Raw genomic sequence first — 17515 nt, forward strand, 5'->3', positions numbered from 1 at the left:
CCTCGGGAGGGTGGAAGAGGGGTGGGGAGATCCGGGGCGGTTGAGACGGCCGCTTCGGCGGGGCGCGCTGTAGGGGCGCCGGGGCGGCTCACGCGGGGGCCTCGTACCTGTCTCCGTCCGGCTCGGACGTGATCTGGTAGGACAGCAACTTCCGGAAGAGTCCGGGCTGTTGGGAGAGCCGGGTGTAGGTGCCCTCCTGGACGATGCGGCCTTCGTCGAGGACGACGATGCGGTCGGCGATGGCGACGTTGGTGATGCGGTGGGTCACCAGCAGCACCGCCCGGTCCCGGGCGAGGCTTCGCAGCCGCTGGAAGATGCGGTACTCGGCGCGGGGATCCAGGTTCGCCGTCGGCTCGTCGAGGACCAGCAGACCGGCTTGGCGGAAGAATGCCCTGGCCAGGGCGATGCGCTGCCACTGGCCGCCGCTGAGTTCCTCCCCGTTGAGCCACTCGCGGGCCAGGAGGGTGTCCAGGCCGGCGCCGAGCTTGTCGACGACCTCGTCGGCGTCGGCCGCTTCGCACGCCTCGCGGACCGCCGCGTCGCCGCGCGCGGTGGGCTGTCCCTGGGTCACGTTCTCACGCACGGTCAGCGGCCAGTGCGCGTAGTCCTGCGGCACGAGGGCGACTTGCTGCCACAGGGCCTGCGGGTCGCTGTCCCCGGTGGGGACGCCGTCCCACAACACCTGCCCGTCGGTGGGCAGATAGAGGCCGCTGACCAGCTTCGACAGCGTCGACTTGCCCGAGCCGTTGAAGCCCACCAGCGCGGTGACCTCGCCGCGGCGCAGGGTGAGGGAGACGTCGGACAGTGCGTCGCGGTCCTTGCCGGCGTAGCGGTGGGTGACCGACTTGACCTCGATCGTCTCCGGCGGCTCGGGGCGGTGCGGGCCCCGGCGCATGCGGAAGCCGCCGGCCTTGTCGAGGAAGCCGGTCCAGTCGTCCATGTACAGCCCGGTCCGTACGGCGCGCGCGCCGACGGCCACCAGGCCGCGGACCGACATGCCTACCGTCTGCAGGGCGAAGACGGCCGTGCCGGCATGTCCGACGGTGATCCGGCCGGTCGCGAGCAGCCACACGACCGCCGCCCACACCACCGCCGAACCCAGCCCTCCACACAGCGCGCCGACCAGGGACATCCGGGCGCCCTGGTCGGCCGCGGCCCGGTCCTCGCGGTTGATCCGGGCGACCGTGTGCCGGTACCGGCCGGAAAGGAAGTCGGCCATGGTGCCGGCGCGGATCTGGTCGGCGGCGTCCCTGGTGTAGATGTGCCAGCGCAGCACTGACAGCATCCGGTTGTCGCCGCCGCTGCGGAGGTTGGCCAGGTACCGGGCGCGCGCGGCGCTGACCTAGGCCAAGGCCTGCGGCAGGCTGGCGGCGACGAGGAGCGGGAGAAGGACCCAGTGCACGCCTGCCAGCACGAATGCCCCGGCGAGGAAGCTGGCGCCCGAGGCGATCAGGTCCTGGCCCTCGTTGATCAAGTCGCCGGTGACCTGGGCGCCGCGGTCGGCGGCCTCGCGGTCGCGGTTGAAGTCGGGGTCGTCGTAGGCGCACAGTTCGACCTCGGCGCAGCCGGTGAGCAGCATCTGCTCGGCCTCGCGTGACATCAGCGGGCCCAGCCGGGAGGAGAGCCAGTTGACGGTGATGCCGAGGAGCGCGCGCACGCCGGCGGCACCGGCGAGCAGGGCGACGGAGGGCCACGCCTGAAGGAGCCGGTGGTAGACGTCCCCGTCGCGCAGCAAGGCGGTCAGGGTGCCGGCGATGGCGACCAGCCCCAGGGCCTGCATCACGCCGGTGACGGTCTGGCACAACAGGAGGCTGACGGTCGCCCGTCGGTCGACGCGCCAGGCGAGAGCCAGCGAGCGGATCACCAGTTGCGGCAGGCGGCGGGCCATGTCGCGCATCCGGATCGAGCGGCCGGCCGCCTCGCGGCTGCCGGTCAGATCGACGTACCGCATCTGCGGCACGGGAGCGGGCTCGGGAGCGGTGCCCGCCTGTGAGGGTTCGGACGCGGGCGGCGCGGTGGAGGACGCCGCGGGGGTGCTGCGCGGTCCCGGAACACTGCCGGCTGATGCATCGGTGGGCTCACTCATGCCGCCCCCTGTCCGGACGTCCTGAGGTGAGCGTGCCGTCAACGCTGTGCGTGACCACGCCGGGCCGCCGTTCGATTCCGGGAGGCGGTTGCGAGGGGGCGGGGGTGGGGTTCATGTGAGACTGAGCACGGTAGATGTCGTATGTGCAGCACATCTGTCGGGAGCCACTCAGCACCTCACCCGAGGAAGTAGCCCTCGACTCGCACCCCACCGCAGCCAGCACCTCGCCAAGAGGGCCATAAACCAGGTCGCGCCACCCCGCGCACTTTGTCTACGACAGCTCCTAAGAACGGACCGCATCGAGGATCTCGCCCACGATATCCATGGCGGTCGATGCCGTTTCCAGGTCCTTGAGCGTGTCCCTCAGCCGCGTTGCGAACCGTTCGACGCGTGCGGGGTTCGGGGCCGTGGGCTCAAGGGTCTGGGCCAGGGCCTCGTGGTCGCTTCGGACGTCGTCATCCTGTTCCGGGGTGAGCGCACCAAGGTGTTCGATCTCGTCGGTGAGACGCTCAAGCAGGTTCCGGAGTGCTTCACCGTCGTCGCCGGTCGCGCGTCCGCCGCGCTTCTCCTCCGGACGCAGGGCGACGCCCGACGCCTGCGCACCGCTCCCCGCCCGCAGTTCGGGGACGGCCGCGCTCAGCGCGTTGCGGAGCTCCATCGCGTTCCGGAAGCGCGTGCCGGGGCGCGGGCTCACCCCCCGGGCGATGGTGATCCCCAGGTCCCCGTGGCGCATGAGCAGCTCTGGGCCGTGCTGGAGTGACTCCTCATCCCCATAGGGCAGCGCTCCAGACGGGTGCAGGAGGCGGTACAGGATCGCCGTCAGCGCGAAGGCGTCATCGGCCTCGGAGCGCTCGGCCAGCGTGCCCTTGAGAGCCTCGGGCGGCAGATAGTCCGACGGACCAGGCGGCAGCAGGGGCTTGCCGTGCGTCACGTCCAGGCCTGCCCCCCAGCCCCGTACGTACAGTTCGCTGTCGTCCGCTCCGTGCAGTACGAGGTTCTCAGGCCGCACGTCCCCATGCGTGAGTTTCCTCGCGTCCATCATCCGGTAGAGCGTGTCGCAGGCGTCGACGATCCACCGGGTGGCTTCCACGGGGCTGATTACGAGGCCGCCCGCCAACTTGGCCTCCAGCTTCTCCTGCAGGCTGACGCCGTCCACCCTGTGGAACACCAGCCACTGGCCACAGGGAGCAAGAAGCTCAGGAACGCCTTCGACATGCTGCACGGAATCGGAGAAGATCTCGTATAGGCGCTCCAGCTGGGGACCGTACCCCGGGTGGAACTGAGCGACCAGCGGCTGCCGGATCTCCTCGTGGGCGAGATGGCACGTCTTCGGACGGTCCCGTTCGTCGAAGCGCCGCTGGACGACGTAGCCCTCGTCCCTGAGCGGCTGTTCCTCCATCTGCCAGCCGAGGTTGGGGTCCGCCTCCCAGCCGAGGCTGGGGCGTTCCGTGTGCGGAGGCCTCCGCGTCTCCAGCCATTTGCGCACGATCGGGTTGACCCACGCCCAGTCGTCCTCTCGCTGGACGAGGATCCCGAAGTCCCGGAGCCCGTCCAGGTCCCTGACCTTCGCGGTGGCGAGCGAGGCCCGGACCGCCGTCACGAACGGCTCCTCCTCGATGAGCCGCGCGATCTCGTGCAGGAGCGACAGGACATGTTCCCGGCCGCCCTCGCCGTAAGGGTCGAGAAGCCCGATGACAGCGTCGTCCTGGTCCACCACCCAGTCGAACGCCACGTCCACCAGTTCCGCGCTCACGTGCGTCCGCTGACTCTTCTCCAGCAGCTTCAGGACCCGCGCGCCGAGCATGTGGATGTGCTGGGGATGGCCCTGGGTGAGCTCCCACACCCGCTCCGCGGCCTCGTCCATCACCTGGACAGGCTCCAGGAATCCGAGGTGGAACGCCTGCCGCGTGGCGTCATTGTCGAGCGGGCCGATGACGTACGGGGTCGTGAAGTCCTGCTGGAACCGGGTGTCTTCGAGCAGATCGCGAATCCCGTGGGTCGTCGCGGCGCCGCAGAACAGAAGACCCACCCCCACCCGCTCGTTCTTGAGCCCGCGCAGCTGGGTCAGCACGGGATCCAGGTTGTCCGACTTCCTCAGCCGCCTCAGCAGATGCTGGAACTCGTCGATGACGAGCAGCAGTCCGACTGTCTCCTTGGGCCACAGCTGTCGTCGGACGCGGACCCACCAGTTCACGAAGTCCAGCGGGGCGTTGCCTTCGGGCATCCCGATCGCCGGCGCACGGTACTCAAAGGCGTGATCCACCGCGAGCACGAGAGCCTGGGCGATGTCGGTCATCAAGAGGCAGCCGGAGTTCTCGGTCATCTCGGCGTTGAGGTAGACCGGGAAGACCCGTGGAATCCGCCACTTGCCTGGGGGCGGCAGCTCGTGGGACCCGGGGGTCCGCACCTCACTGAGCTGGTACGCGATGGAGGTCTTCCCCGCCTGTCGCGAGCCCGTCATGAACAAGGTGCCTGCGTGGCCGCGCGACGCCTTCTCGTAATGGCGTGCCAGATCCTCGAGCTCTTTCGTGCGCCCCACGAACATCGCGGGATCAACGCGGTCGCTCGGCTTGAAATGCGCGGACAGCCGCTGGTCCAGAGGATAGTTGCTCACCGATTGGGTCACGGTCGTGGGCGGCAGCGGGCCTTGGGGAAGCACCCCCGAGGCCGTGACCTTCACCTCCTGGTGTTCGCCCCTGAGGAGGAGGAGCCGTGTCGCCTTGGCACCGGCCTCCATTCTGTCGAGCCGAACCCATCCCTCCGGACCCGCGCCCTCGATACCCAGCGTGATCTGCGAGACGGACTGGAGCGCGGTGATCTCCGCCTTGACCTCCACAGGGCCGGAACCCAGCCGGGTGACCCTCAGCAGCCTCAGTTCGAGCAGGCGTCCCTCTCCGTCGCTCTTCCTGCTCAGGTGATCCCGCGCCACGTCCTCCCAGGCGGCGTTCAGCGCGTCGGAGAGCAAGGACGACGCCTCTCTCAGCCTGTGCGAGATGAGATTCTCCGACAGCAGCGCCTGCAGTCGCAGGTCGGCCTCGATACGCCTCGTCTTCTCGACCGAGTCGCGCGTCGCGCTGCCGGTCAGAACGGACAGCGCGTCCTCGTGTTCCAGCTGGGTGGCGACCCCCGCCCACACAGTGTGCAGCAGCTCCAAGGACTCCGCGTCCCGTGGTCCAGCCTCCTCCTTCAGCTTCAGCGCTGCTGAGGCCAGCCCCTCCGAAAGCACTGGTACTTGCCTGGTGGCCGCTTGGGAGACGAGCTCCTCGGTCCCGGGCGGCAACGACTGGGGCTCCTCCTCCGAGGACAGGGTGTCGGCGTAGTCCATCGCCTCCTCGCCCACCTCGACGCCGAGCTGGAGCAGGGTGACCGCGGCGTACCGGTAGCCCTCGGCGAACCTGACCTCGTCGCAGAAGGATCTCAGCCCGCCGAGAACTCTCACCCGCTCTTCCAAGCCGGGCGCCTGCTCCGCGAGCGCGCGCCAGTGCGTGAACGCGTCCCGCACCAGTCCATGGCGTCCGAGCAACTCCGCGCAGTACTGGTGGGCGTCGCGCGTCACGGTGTCGTCGCGGCCGCCCGTGGTCCTGTCCTTCAGATGGTTCCGGACGAAACGCAGCAGTCGCTCTGGATCCGTCGCCAGGCTCTCCGCCACGCGCTCCAGGTGGACCCGGCCGAGAGGCGGGAGGGTTGCGTCGTTGAGGGCCTCGGGGACGTCCTGCTCGATCGCCCAGGTGACCAGATCGTCCAGGCCGACCGGGGGATGGCGCAGCTCTTGGAGCGCCTGCAGATAGAGCCCCCGATCCCGCTTCCGATCGCGGTGGGCCAGCACGACGGCGAGGGACAGGGGCAGGTCCGAGGTGCCGGGAGGCCGGAGCCGCGCGAACTCCAGCAGCAACTTCGCTGCGACGAGCGGACGGTGGCCCAGATGCGCGATCAGGCCGGCATGGGCGAGGGCCTCGTCCATGGAACCGTCACGGACGGTCCGGAAGAGCGCCAGCAGTTCGCGGGCATGCGCGTACTTGTTACGGGCCGCGGCGATCTGAACCTGCAGGCGGACACCGTCCGGGAGATGTCCCAGCACTCCGGCCACCACATCGGCCTCGTCGTACTTCTCGCGCTTGAGCAGGCACACCACCGTGGCCCTCACCAGCACAATGTTCCTGGGGGCCTTCCCGAGGAGCAACTCGCTGAACAGGGTTGCCGCCCGCTCCCAGTCCTCCGCCGCGGCGGCCTCCAGCGCGGGTCGTGCCTCGTCTTGAAGCTCGTCGGACAGCCCTTGGGCCAGCTGCCCCCAGTCGACCTCCGGCTGGAACCAGGTCAGCGCCTTGCTCTGGAGGGCGTTCACCTCGGCCCCGTACTCGTGCACCAGAAGCTGGACCGCTTCGGCCTCCGACACCTGCGGATCCTTGACCTTCCCCAGGATCTTCCGGTTGTCGGGCGGCGGCGCCTGCCGCCGGTCGCCGACGCTCTCGCGTAGGACGGCCGCCTCGACGGAGGTCGCATTGCGGCGCAGCGCGAGGTCGGCATACCGGATCAGGGCCGGTGTGTCGTTCTGCCGTTGTGCCAGCTTGGCGAGGCTGAGATGCAGTTCGTACTTGGAGTACGGCTGGTGATGGCGCTCAAGGAGGTCGCGCAGTTGCCGGCCCCGCTCCAACTCGCGGGAGATCCGGACCGCAGGAGCGAGCAGCGCGGTCTCCGCGCGGGTGTGGTCGATCCACGTCACCAAAAGATCCCAGGCCTCCTGCTGGTGCCCGGCGGTCTCCAGGACTGCCGCCATCTCGGCGGCAGCCTTCGGGCTGGGGTTGGCCAGGACCGAGAACAGATTCCGCATCGTGGCCACATAGCGGGTGACGTTGCCCTGCGGCCCGGCCTGCATCGCCCTGCGCACCGCGGTGCCGGCGATGTAGAACTTGTGGTTGTCCGGCGCACTGCGGAATTCGGCGATCCGGCGTGCCGCCAGCCCCTCGGGGCTGTCACCGGCCGTGCGGGACTCCGTGCCGGGGAGGGGGTCGGCGGCGCCGGGCGGGACGCTCCCGCCCCGGACCGGCGGAGGCTTGGACCCGGCGGGGGTAGGCACGGGCCTGCCCAGGGACGAGAACAGCGTGGTGAGTGCCCGCAGTTGTGTCTCCGTGTACTGCCGGGGGGACACGCGCGCGTAGTACGTGAAGGCGGTGGCCGCCTCCTCCAGGTGACCGGACGCCGCGTACACGCAGCCGAGGTTCCAGGCCGCAGCGGCACCCAGCCAGTACACAGTGGACACGCTGTCGTAGAGCGTGATGGCCTCTTCAGCACGGTCGGCGCGCACCAGGGTTCCCAAGGCGTTGCCGAGCGCCAGGGACTGGCCCTTGCGGACGGCTCGCACCCAGGCGTCCGCCACGACCGAGGGGTCGGAGTCTGGCGGCAGACGCTGCGCCTCCAGGATGAAGGGGTTGCCCGCCTCAAGTCCGGCGATCTCCTGCAGGTGGACATCCGGTACGAACGCCGGATCGGGGTTCCGCTTCGCACTGGTGACACCCGAAGGCGGCGAGGGCGGATCGAATGCCTCGACCGACAGGCCCCCCCTGCGGACCGCCTCGTCCCGCAGGAACACCACGCGCGGAAGACGGTCGGGCGGCGTCCACGCCACGGCGTCCTGGAGCACCCGCACCGCCGACCGGTGGTCGCCGCTGTTGATCAGCCACAGAGCGAGATTGCGATTGAGGAACGAGTCACGGTGCCGGTTGACAAGGTCGATCAACCGTTCGAGGGTCTCCCGGTCCGGCACGGGAATCCGCTTGGCCCGGAGCTGCGAGGTCAGCACGCCCACAGCGGCGGGCTCACGCCGCGAGGCCCACTCGGCCGACTCCAGAACGGCCTGGAGTCCCGCAGTGTCCAGCTGGGCCGAGAGGTGGCTCCGCCATGTTCCGGGATCGTCAATGCCGGACAGCAGTCGCGCCTGTCCCACGGGGACGAACGCGGTGTTCTGTGCCTGTCCCGGTTCGGCCGACGCCCTGCGCAGCCTGGTGACGAGCGGCGCCGTCCAGCCGACCGTGGCGCCCAACTCCTGGGCCCGGTCCAACCGCTGTCCCGCGAGCGTGAGATCGCCAGCGTCCAGTGCGTTACGGGCGAGCTCGAGGTGATGGCGCCAGGTCACGGCCCCGGCCGCCTCGATGCGATCGACGGTCCTGCGAGCCGCGTCGAGGTCGTTCTGCTCCCGGTGGATGCGGAGCAGCAGGAACGCCCCAGGGGATCGCGGATTCTCCGACAGCAATCGGTCCAGACCGGCCGCGGCCTCCACCACCCGACCGGACGCGTGGAGGCGCTTGGCCTCTTCCTCCGGATGAGGGGCCGCCGACGCCTGAGCCGGTACGACGGGGACGGCTTGCGGAGGTGCCTGACGGGCCCCGTGGAGGTACTCGAACTCCTCCATTCCCCGGCGCTGGAGCGGTTCCATACGGCCGGACAGAACCGCCTTGAAGACGACCAGGGATTCGAGGGCCGGCCGTGCCTGGCCGACCTGAGCATAGGCGACCGCGACGTTCCAGGCCGCGGTGGCGTTGACGTACTGGTGCGGTCCGAACCGGCGGTAGAGACGCAACGCGTCCGTCGGCCTTCCCGCGCTCACGGCCCAACCCACGGCGAAGCCGAGAGCGGAGGAGTTGCCCACCTCGAGCGAGCGGGCATACAGCTGTGCCTCTTCCGCGGGCGGGCGCGGCCCGGTCTCCGGGAGGTCGGTCTCGGCCGGGTCGCCGACCCGCTGGAACGGCCGTACCCGCGGCTTCAACAGGTGTGCGCCCACGACCGGTTCGGCGGTGACCGCGCCTTCCGGTGGCACGGGGGGATGGCCGAGTCGGAACACCTGCTCGGCGCGCTCGGCCTCGCCGAGGACGCGCAGGGCGTCGAGCTGCAGTTGCCACAGGACCGGGCGCAGCACCGGACGGGCCCGCTCGAGTGCCGCTTCCGTCAGCGCGACGGCCAGGTCGGGTGCGACGTGCAGCAGGTCGCGGGCCGTGCTGACCACGTCGTCCAGCAGCCCGGTCCGGCCGAGTCGCCGGACGTCCTCCTCCAGCTGGCGCCGGTCGGGAGCCTCGTGATCCGGCGCTCGGAGGGCGGCCATAATCCTGGCCAGCAGACCCTCGTCATAGGCGCCCTCCAGGCCCGGGGACTGGGTGTCGACCGTACCGAGCGGCGCCAGAGCGCCGACCGGAACGTCCGCCCCCTGCTGCGGTACCAGCGTCCGTACGGCCGCGCCCTCGGGCGGCCCGTTCTCCACGGTCCGCGGAGCGGAGGGGAGGGCCCGCTCGGCCTCGCCGACGTAGGTCGCGGCGGCCTTTAGGTCGCCACGGTCCAGGTGCAGTTCAACGGTGCTCAGGTGGAGCCGCACCGCCTCCTTCGCCTCCACCTCCTCGACGCGGGCTATGGCCTCCTGGACGGCGGCGACCCTCACCTCCACCGCCGTACGGCTCGCGTACTCCTCCAGCATGTCGAGCCCCTCGCGGGCCTCGGGCAGGTCCCCGCGGTCCAGGGCCTGGAGGATCAGACTGCGCAGGTCTTCTCCCTGACCGTCAGGGTCCTGTGCCAGCGCCTTGAACAGTGCCTCCGCCCGCGCACGGATCTTGTAGATCGGCTCCAGGGCTGGCCGAATCGTGTCGGCGGGCACGCCCGCGCCCTGCGCGCAGAGGGCGATCACGTGCCGGTGCTCCGGAGCCGCGAGCGACAGCGCCTCGGTGACGATGCCGGTCACCCAGTCGTCGTCGCTGTCGGTACGGCGCGCCTCCAGGTCCGGTGAGGCGAAGAGGAGCGCCTCAACGACGGGTACGAGGTCCGGGGCGAGATCGTCGAGCGGCGGCGCGGGCACGTCCGGCCCGTCCCAGGAGTACTCGTTCGCGACCTCCAGCAGCTCCCGCACCAACGTGCAGACCTCTGTCGTAGCCTTCACCAGGAGCGGCCAGCGCTTGCCGTTGGGTGGGACGGGCGGGAGGTTCCCGTGACGATCGGTGTTCGCGCGCGAGATGAGCATCTCCGCCGGGTGCTCGAGCAGACCGTGGTCGTCGATCACGCCCCGACTCACGTCGTGCAGAACCGCCTCCACGGGCTTCACGAACAGAGGGCGCGTAAAGGTGTGGTCGACGGCTGCGAGCCGGTTCGCCTCGGCGCGCAGATGCTCGGCCCTGTCGCGCAGGACGAGTGATCCGGTGATGCGTCGCATGACCGCGTTGTCGCGTTCCAGCGCCTCCTGCAGAGGCTGACGCACGGGCTCGGGCAGCGCGCGCCCCGCGTAGAAGTAGCGCAGGCTCGTGCGTCCGGTCCAGGCGACCGCCGCCCAGTCGAGCAGTTCGGCGAGGGCGTACTCTCCCACCGCCGCCGCGCTCTGGCCCAGCCGGGGCAACAACAGCGCGTGCGGAGGGGGGCCCGCAATCCGGCCAGCGGCCGGGACGAGCACCGACGACAGCATGGTGACCCGACGGTGCAGGAGCACCGCAAACGGTGCCACGCCCTTCAGGACCGTGGGAGAGTGGACGCCCTCCGCGTTGCGACCTCGGCCGGACAGGAACAGTTCGAGGTCCCTGGCGACCACGGACGTTTCGTTGGGAACCATCACTGACTCGCGACCCCTGTGGTGCGTGTGCCTATCGAGTGACAGAGGGGTGGAATTCTACCCGGCCCGGAGACCTTCAACAGTACTATTCTTCCGGCAACTCCACCTCGCGGTACGCGATTTGCACGGATCAAGCCATGTGATGGCTGATCTCTTACGGCAGCCGCCGGATACGCGTGACGCCAGTGGACGTGTGCGGCATCGATGTCGACAATGAGCCAGGTCATGGCCGTCAACGGTCATCGAGCTGCGCCAGCGCACGGACCTCCGAACCTCGCCGCAAGGATGCACGGCATGAAGATCTTCATCAGCTGGTCGGGAGAAACGGCGCGAAAGTGCGCCGAAGTGCTCGGGAGGGAACTTGGGCATCTCCACCCCGAGATGAGGGCTTTCGTCTCGTCGCTGGGCATCGTGAAGGGGCAAAGGTCGATGGAGAGCATCGCGGCCCAACTTCGGGACGCCGATGTCGGAATCATGTGCCTCACGCGTGAGAACCAGCGGAAGCAGTGGATCAACTACGAGGCAGGAGCCCTGTCCAGGCGGACTGACGAGGACAAGGCCTACGTCCATCCCTTCCTCATCGACATGCCACCGGAGGAGATCTCCGGCCCTCTCAAGCAGTTCCAGGCGACCGACTCCTCCGTTCGGAGGGAGGTCTTCTCCATGATCCAGTCCCTCCACGACGAATGCGTCAACCCGTACAGCCCGGAGGCGCTGAGAAGGGCATTCGGGGATTTCTGGGACCGGGTGGACAGGGATCTACGGGACATCAAGAAGAGAATGCCGACGACGGAGACACCGGTACGAGCAACGCCCGAGGACCTCTTCGGCGAACTGGTCGATCTCGTGCGCGACCAGAGCCGGAGGATCGGTGCGCTGGAGGAAAAGCTGAGCGCCCTCGGTGCCGCACCCGTACTCGTACCCGCTCCCAGGACGACTGCTGGAGACACTCCTCTGCGGGCCTCCGCCGAGGAGGAGGACAAGACGACGGACCATACGACCGAGGGAGTCCGCGAGATCGTAGGCCGCACCCATGTGGTGCAGGAGGACGCCCACGAGGGTGGAATCGCCGTGATCTGCGACGGCGAGGGATACCGGCGGGCCAACGAGAAGGCCGAGAAACTGCGGCGGCTCGCGAGCTGGAGCAAGATCCCCATCACAATCTCCAATGACGAGGAATCTGTGACGTTCGCCCCGCAGTAGCCGCTTCGGCGCCAACTGCTCCCCTCCCGCTCGAGTCCAAGGAGTTCACCTGTCCACGCTGATCGCCACGATGATCACGGCCTTGGCCAGCGTTCTGATCGCCGTGCTCGCCTACGCCCTGAACCAGCGCGGAGAGATACGACGCTCCAAGCGCCAGGCTCACCTCGACCGGATCAACTCCCAGCTCAGGGACCTGTACGGCCCCCTCTTGGTCCTCGTTGAGGCAAACGAGCGGACATGGGACGCCTTTCGTGAACGGCACCTGACACCGCTCGAGGAACGTCGAGAGGCTGCTGGTCTCACCGAGGAACAGAGCCAGCTCTGGCGCCGGTGGGTCCTCACTGTGCTGGTCCCGACAGCGCGACAGATGCGCGACGTCGTCCTGGCCCACGGCGACCTGTTCATCGAGGACGAGATTCCCCAGCTGGTTCTCGACTTCTGCGCCCACGTCTCGTCCTACGAGGTCACGATCGTCGAGTGGGAGGCCGGGGAGGACGGCGACGTTCTGGTCCGGCATCCAGGGGAGGGCCTCGCCAGGTACATCCGCGACGCGTACCGGAGCCTCAAGTCGGCCCAGGCCAAGGTCCTCAAGGCCCAGGCATAAGCGGCCCCCGTCCAAATCCCGCCGTCCCGGTGCTCTGTCCGTCCCTCTGGTGGGCTTGGGTTCAGGACGGCTCAGTGTTGAGGGCCGCTGTCGCCCACGCGTCGAGTACAGGTCTTCTCGCGTGCAGGACAGTCGTCTCTGACCGCAGTCCTCATTGGCGTCGAGATCCAGGCAGGGCGACGCAAGTAGATGCTGAGCGCGCGGTCGTCATCGCGCAACCGCTGCACGAGCGGGGCCAGGAGCTGTCGCGCTTCATCCGGCTTCGCTGTTGCGAGGAGCTGGGACGCGATGTCCAGGACTGCGCCCATGGCCAGGGAGTCCTGCGGCGGCGCGGTGTATGGCTTGGAGGTCTTCTTCTTGCCGGCGGTCTTGAGTAGGGGCTGGGCCTGCGCGGTGCGGGAGGCGTGTTCCGCGTCGAGCGTGGCGGCCAGGGCGGGAGTGCTGGAGTACGGGCGGGCCTCCGGCCAGGTCCGGAAGATCATGGCGACCGCGGCTCGCAGGTCGGCGAAGTAATGCGCGACAGGGACGAGCGCCCCCGCACTCATAGTGGTATCGGGGCCTCCTGCGGCGATCAAGTTCGCAAGGTGCCGTTGGACGTGCATGAGCACCTTCATGGTGACCGAATCAGGCTCCTCGTGCAGGGGGCCCTGCTGGGCCAGGTCGGCTCCGCAGGCAGCTGCGGGCTGCTCAGTCGGTGCCGACCGAGCCTGCGGGGAACGGCACTGCCGGGGGTTGAGTGCGTCGTCAGACAGGCGGGCGAGGGCGTTGGCCGTGCAGGCGGACTGCGCAGGCATGCCGCATCCGAAGCACCGGTGGGAGAGGAGTCGCCGATGCTGGATACAGAGGAAGATCACGGGGAGGCGCCACAGCCGTTGCCAGGGGCCGCCATGGCGGTCCTGGATGGGGGCGCCGTTCCCGGCGAGGCAGGGCGGGCAGTAGCGCGTGGAGCGGGTCAGCACCCACGGGTTGTCGTAGATCATCCGGGCCGGGGTGTTGCGTGGGGTGAAGGCGGGGTTCAGTGGCCCGTACCGCTGTCCGAGCGGGGCGAGGAGCATGTCGGTGACCTCGGCGGGCGTCAGGTGGGTGGCGCGGGCGAAGGCGGTGAGGTGGGCGTCGTCCAGGTGGTGCTGGAAACTCAGGGGTAGGCGGGTGGGCAGGCCGGGGCGGTCGCCGGGTGCCAGGCCTGTGCGGAGAGCGATCTCTGCGGGTGTCGTGCCCAGCCGGTGGGCCAGACGCAGCACGAACCCGGTGAGGGCCTCGTCGGGCAGCGGGTCAAGGCTGCGGGGCAGGGGGCGCACGGTCAGCCGTTGCGTGGACCGCGGACGTAGATCTCGGGGCTCGGACTGTCCGCCGTCTCCTTTACGACTCCGAGCACCCGCTGCAACGCAAGGGATGTGCCGGGGAGGCGTGCAAGTTCCCGGAAGCTGTCCCGGTGCAGTACGAGCGCGGCGTCGTAGAGCGGGCGTAGGACCCTCTCGGCCCAATTCTTGTCGCGGGCTTCGAGTACGGATTCGGCGATGCCCAGTACCGCGCCCATGGTCAGGGGGGACTCCATAGGGGCGAATAGCGAGTTGATTCCGTACGGCCTCTTCGATCCTCCCGGCGTGCGGCGTCGACTGTCGCGCAGTCGCTGCTCGGCCTCTCGTCCGATCGCCTGTGCCAGGGCAGTTGTCGCGGTAAAGCGGCCGGCCTCCGGCCAGGAGGCGAGGATCAAGGTGGCCGCGACTCTCAGGTCGATGAAGTACTGGGCGACCGGTACAAGTTGACCGCAGCTCATGGCGCCCTGCGGCCCATCTGTCGTCAGCAGCGCGTCGAGGCGTTCTTGGAGTGCCAGCAGCGCCTTGAGCGAGTCTGCGTCATCCGGAGTACGAGCAGGTCGGATGCGGGAGAGGTCGGCCCCGCAGACCGCCGATCGGCCCCCGTCCGAACCCGGAGCGGATGACGATCGGCACTGGGCCGGATGTAGATCTTCCATTCCCGGGCGAGCTATCAGACCTGCGCGGGCAAATTGACCGGGGGCGCGGCACACGGGACAGACCCGGTGGAGGAGCTGCTGGTGCCTGACGCAGGCGAAGACCACCGGCAACCGCCACGACCGCCTCCAGGCGCCCCCGTTCAGGGCTTCCTGCGGGCCTCCATCGCCTGCGAGGCAGGACGGGCAGTACTGGGAGGTCCGTACGAAGACCCATCGGTTGGGGCGGTCCAACTGCCGTGGATTCGTCCACGGCCGGTATTGCCTGCTCACAAGGCCGTATCGATGCCCCATCGGGGCGAGCAGTAACTTGTCGGCCTCCGCCACGGTCAGATGTGCCGCGCGTGCCGCCCGGGCAAGGCGTGGTTTGTCCATGTCCACCAAGAGCCAGGGCGAGACGACGCCGGGAGACTCACCCTGGGCGTCCATCAACCCCAAACGGGATGCGACGTGGTCCGGGGTCGTGCCGTTGTGGCGGGCGAGGCGGAGGATGAAGCCGACGAGGGTTTCGTCGTGGAGTGGGTCGAGGCTGCGGGGCAGAGGGCGCATGCCGTTCTCACCCCGCTTCCGCTGCTGGCATCTGTGGCGCGCTGCGGGTACTAGCCTTACGCGGGCGCGGAGTGATGCCGAGAGTGCGGCACAGGGGCGGGGATGCCCCGAGCTCCGCCACGAGCCTCCGGCTGAGCGGCGCGCGCCCGGCCACTGCCGGTTGGTAGAGGTCGATGAGCCCGGCACGTTCCTCCGAGTTGTCCGCGGCTTTGAGGAGGCGCTCCGCGATTCCCAGAACGGCGCTGGTCGCGAGGGCCGTGTCAGGCGGCGCGAGGAAGTAGTTGCCGGCCCAAGCGCCCTTGACCCGGCTGCGGAGGTCCCTGGCACTTCGCTGACGGCGTTCCCCGTCGCGCTCGGCGGCTCTGGCCAGTGCCTCCGTTGCGGCCAACGGGCGTGCCAGGGGCCAGGACGCGAAGATCAGCGCGGTGACGGCACGCAGGTCCATGAAGTACTGGGCTACGGAGACCATCTCCCCACAACTCAGGGTCGACGACGGCCCGTTGGGAGACAGCAGTGCGTCGATGCGTCTTTGGAGGCCGATGATCTCCTCTCGTGTCGCGCGGTCACTCGAGATGCTGCGGCTCCCCGATTCGGCGGCCATGGAGGCACCGCACACCGACCTGTCCCTGCTGCTTGTCTGGAAGATGGACGAGGCGCGGCACTGGGTTGGGTGCAGGTCCTCCTGGGAGGCATGTGCGATGAGTCCCCTCCGCGCGGCGTGGGCAGGGCGTCCGCAGTAGGGGCAGTGGCGTCGGAGCATGCGGCGGTGCTCGACGCAGGCGAAGACGACAGGCAGGTGCCAGTGTCTCTTCCACGCGCCGCCGAGTCTTTCTCTCAGTGAGCTGCCGTTCCCGGCCAGGCAGCGCTCACAGAACTGGGTGCTGCGCAGGTGAACCCACCGCCGGGGATTGGTGAGGAGTTGAGGTCCGTACCACGGGTCGTACTGCTGGCTGAGTGGTCCATAGCGCTCACCGAGGGGAGCAAGCAGGAGATTTTCCATTTCGGGGACCGACAGGCCCGCCACATGCGCCGCCTCGGCGAGTTCGCGCGGAGGGAGCTCGAGCAACGATCCTGCTGGAACGTAGATGCCCTCTTTGTGCGCGAGGCCCATGCGCAGGGCGATGGCCGCGGGCGAACTCCCGCTGTGGTGAGCCAGGCGCAAGATGAGCCCCACCAGCGACTCGTCCTCGAGGGGCGCGAGCGTGCGGGGCAGGGGGCGCGGGGTCATGCCTCGGCCGCCGGTGGTGTGCCGCGGTCGTCGAGGACCGTGTTCCGCCCCTTACGGGCCTTCGCGGCCGTCCGCGCCGGTTCCGCCTTCGGCTGCGGGGCAGTGTCGACGTCGGGGATCTCTCCAGCTTCGGCGTCGCGCACGCCGTCCTTGCCAGGGACGTTGCCCAGGTTAATGGTGATCTCGTCGAGGAGGTCGATGGTCAGGTCCTCCAGGCCGCTCTCCATGGCCTTGGTCAGTCCGTCCTCGATCAGGCGCCGCAGGAGGCCGACAATGCCGTGGGTGCGGCGGTAGAGGTACTCGGGCATCCGGCCTTCGGACAGTGTGCCGGGGCCGGCGTTGAAGAGCCGGATCTGGTTCTCGATGCCTTCGAGGTGGTCGATGAAGGCGCCGGTGCGTGCGTTGTTGCTGTAGTCGAAGGGGTCGAGGGTGACCAGGTCGAAGCGGCGCTCGGTCTGGGTGGAGGCGTCGGGGTTGTAGCTCTTGCCCTTCTTCAGGGGTGCGTAGACCCACTGGTTGGTGCGGGGGTCGTGCCAGCCCTCCCTGAGCAGACCGGAGCGGGGGATGTTCACGCCGATGAGGACGAGCGTGACGTCCAGGTCCATCAGGCCGCGGATCAGGTCGAGGGTGTCCTGGTCGTCCTCCCGGTGCATCTTCAGGCGGGTGATGTCGTCGATGATCAGGACGGTGGTGGCGTGCGCCTTGATCGACTCGCGGACATTGCGGATCATGCCGCGCAGGTTTCTGCCGTAGGGGGCGCCGTAGTAGTCGAGAATCGCCTCGCACAGGCCGATCGGAGTGGCCTTCACCGGGGTCTGGCAGTAGGCGACCGGCGCGATCAGGTCCCGGGTGCCGGGCATCGGGTCGAAGTAGCACTCGGGGTACTGCTCGAACAGGGCGCGCCAGGTGTCCTCGAACTCGGCGGCGGTCCGGCAGGCAGTCTCCGTCTTGCCCTGGTAACCCCCACCGTTGATCATCAGCCCGTCCAGGGTGCTCGGGCCGATACGCATCGCGTTGTTCTGGATCCGCGAACGCATCAGCATGGTGACCACCTCGCTCATCGGGGTGTCCAGCATCTGCATGTTGACGTGCGTGGCCGCCCGGTGCAGGTCGTACAGCGACTTCTTGCGCGGGCTCATCAGCGCATACTCGGCCAGGGAGATCTTCTTGACCGGCACGAACAGATCCCGCGTGCGGCGGAACTCCTGCCAGCCCTCGTGGCGGGTCCGGTCCGGCCTCGGGCCGAAGCGCAGGAACGGGACGGGAACGTCCGGCGGCTGCGAGTGCAGGTCGCTCAT

7 protein-coding genes and 2 pseudogenes are annotated in these 17515 nt (G+C 69.1%); 2 read left to right on the forward strand and 7 right to left on the reverse strand.

The window, feature by feature from the left end; genetic code table 11:
* Window positions 1-88: 88 nt before the first annotated feature.
* Together M1203_RS15860 and M1203_RS15865 are read right to left on the reverse strand one after the other, a co-directional pair.
* Window positions 89-1951, reverse strand: a pseudogene (locus tag M1203_RS15860) (ABC transporter ATP-binding protein).
* A 418-nt stretch (window positions 1952-2369) separates the two neighbouring features.
* Window positions 2370-10661, reverse strand: a complete 8292-nt coding sequence (locus M1203_RS15865) for a hypothetical protein (protein ID WP_249950338.1) — start codon at window positions 10659-10661, stop codon at window positions 2370-2372.
* Between the two features lie 294 nt (window positions 10662-10955).
* On the opposite strand from M1203_RS15865, the gene M1203_RS15870 reads away from it, so the two are divergent.
* Entirely contained in the window at window positions 10956-11864 is a 909-nt protein-coding gene (locus tag M1203_RS15870; RefSeq protein ID WP_249950339.1) for a toll/interleukin-1 receptor domain-containing protein, read from the forward strand.
* An 82-nt stretch (window positions 11865-11946) separates the two neighbouring features.
* Window positions 11947-12468 (forward strand): hypothetical protein, encoded by a 522-nt coding sequence (locus M1203_RS15875; protein WP_249950340.1) that lies wholly within the window; start codon window positions 11947-11949, stop codon window positions 12466-12468.
* Between the two features lie 71 nt (window positions 12469-12539).
* Here M1203_RS15875 and M1203_RS15880 read toward each other — a convergent pair whose 3' ends face one another.
* The 5 genes and pseudogenes from M1203_RS15880 to M1203_RS15895 form a co-directional block, all read right to left on the reverse strand.
* Entirely contained in the window at window positions 12540-13766 is a 1227-nt protein-coding gene (locus tag M1203_RS15880; RefSeq protein WP_249950341.1) for a TniQ family protein, read from the reverse strand.
* Window positions 13767-13768: 2 nt separating this feature from the next.
* Window positions 13769-14023, reverse strand: coding sequence for a hypothetical protein (locus M1203_RS15885; protein ID WP_249950342.1), 255 nt, complete (start codon window positions 14021-14023; stop codon window positions 13769-13771).
* Between the two features lie 549 nt (window positions 14024-14572).
* Window positions 14573-14989, reverse strand: a pseudogene (locus M1203_RS39225) (TniQ family protein); the annotation flags it as partial.
* 7 nt (window positions 14990-14996) lie between these two features.
* Window positions 14997-16217 carry a TniQ family protein gene (locus M1203_RS15890; RefSeq protein ID WP_249950343.1) on the reverse strand — a complete coding sequence of 407 codons (1221 nt, stop codon included), beginning with the start codon at window positions 16215-16217 and terminating at the stop codon, window positions 14997-14999.
* Complete coding sequence (locus M1203_RS15895) at window positions 16214-17515, reverse strand: ATP-binding protein (RefSeq protein ID WP_249950344.1); 1302 nt, start codon at window positions 17513-17515, stop codon at window positions 16214-16216. Before M1203_RS15895 ends, M1203_RS15890 begins: the two co-directional genes overlap by 4 nt.

The organism is Streptomyces sp. 35G-GA-8 (assembly GCF_023534745.1).
Lineage (GTDB): Bacteria > Actinomycetota > Actinomycetes > Streptomycetales > Streptomycetaceae > Streptomyces.

Bases quoted from the DNA above. Each gene is read 5' to 3' on its own strand.
- M1203_RS15895 (WP_249950344.1), bottom strand. From the start codon at position 17,515: ATGAGCGACCTGCACTCGCAGCCGCCGGACGTTCCCGTCCCGTTCCTG.
- M1203_RS15890 (WP_249950343.1), bottom strand. From the start codon at position 16,217: ATGACCCCGCGCCCCCTGCCCCGCACGCTCGCGCCCCTCGAGGACGAG.
- M1203_RS15885 (WP_249950342.1), bottom strand. From the start codon at position 14,023: ATGGAGTCCCCCCTGACCATGGGCGCGGTACTGGGCATCGCCGAATCC.
- M1203_RS15865 (WP_249950338.1), bottom strand. From the start codon at position 10,661: ATGGTTCCCAACGAAACGTCCGTGGTCGCCAGGGACCTCGAACTGTTC.
- M1203_RS15870 (WP_249950339.1), top strand. From the start codon at position 10,956: ATGAAGATCTTCATCAGCTGGTCGGGAGAAACGGCGCGAAAGTGCGCC.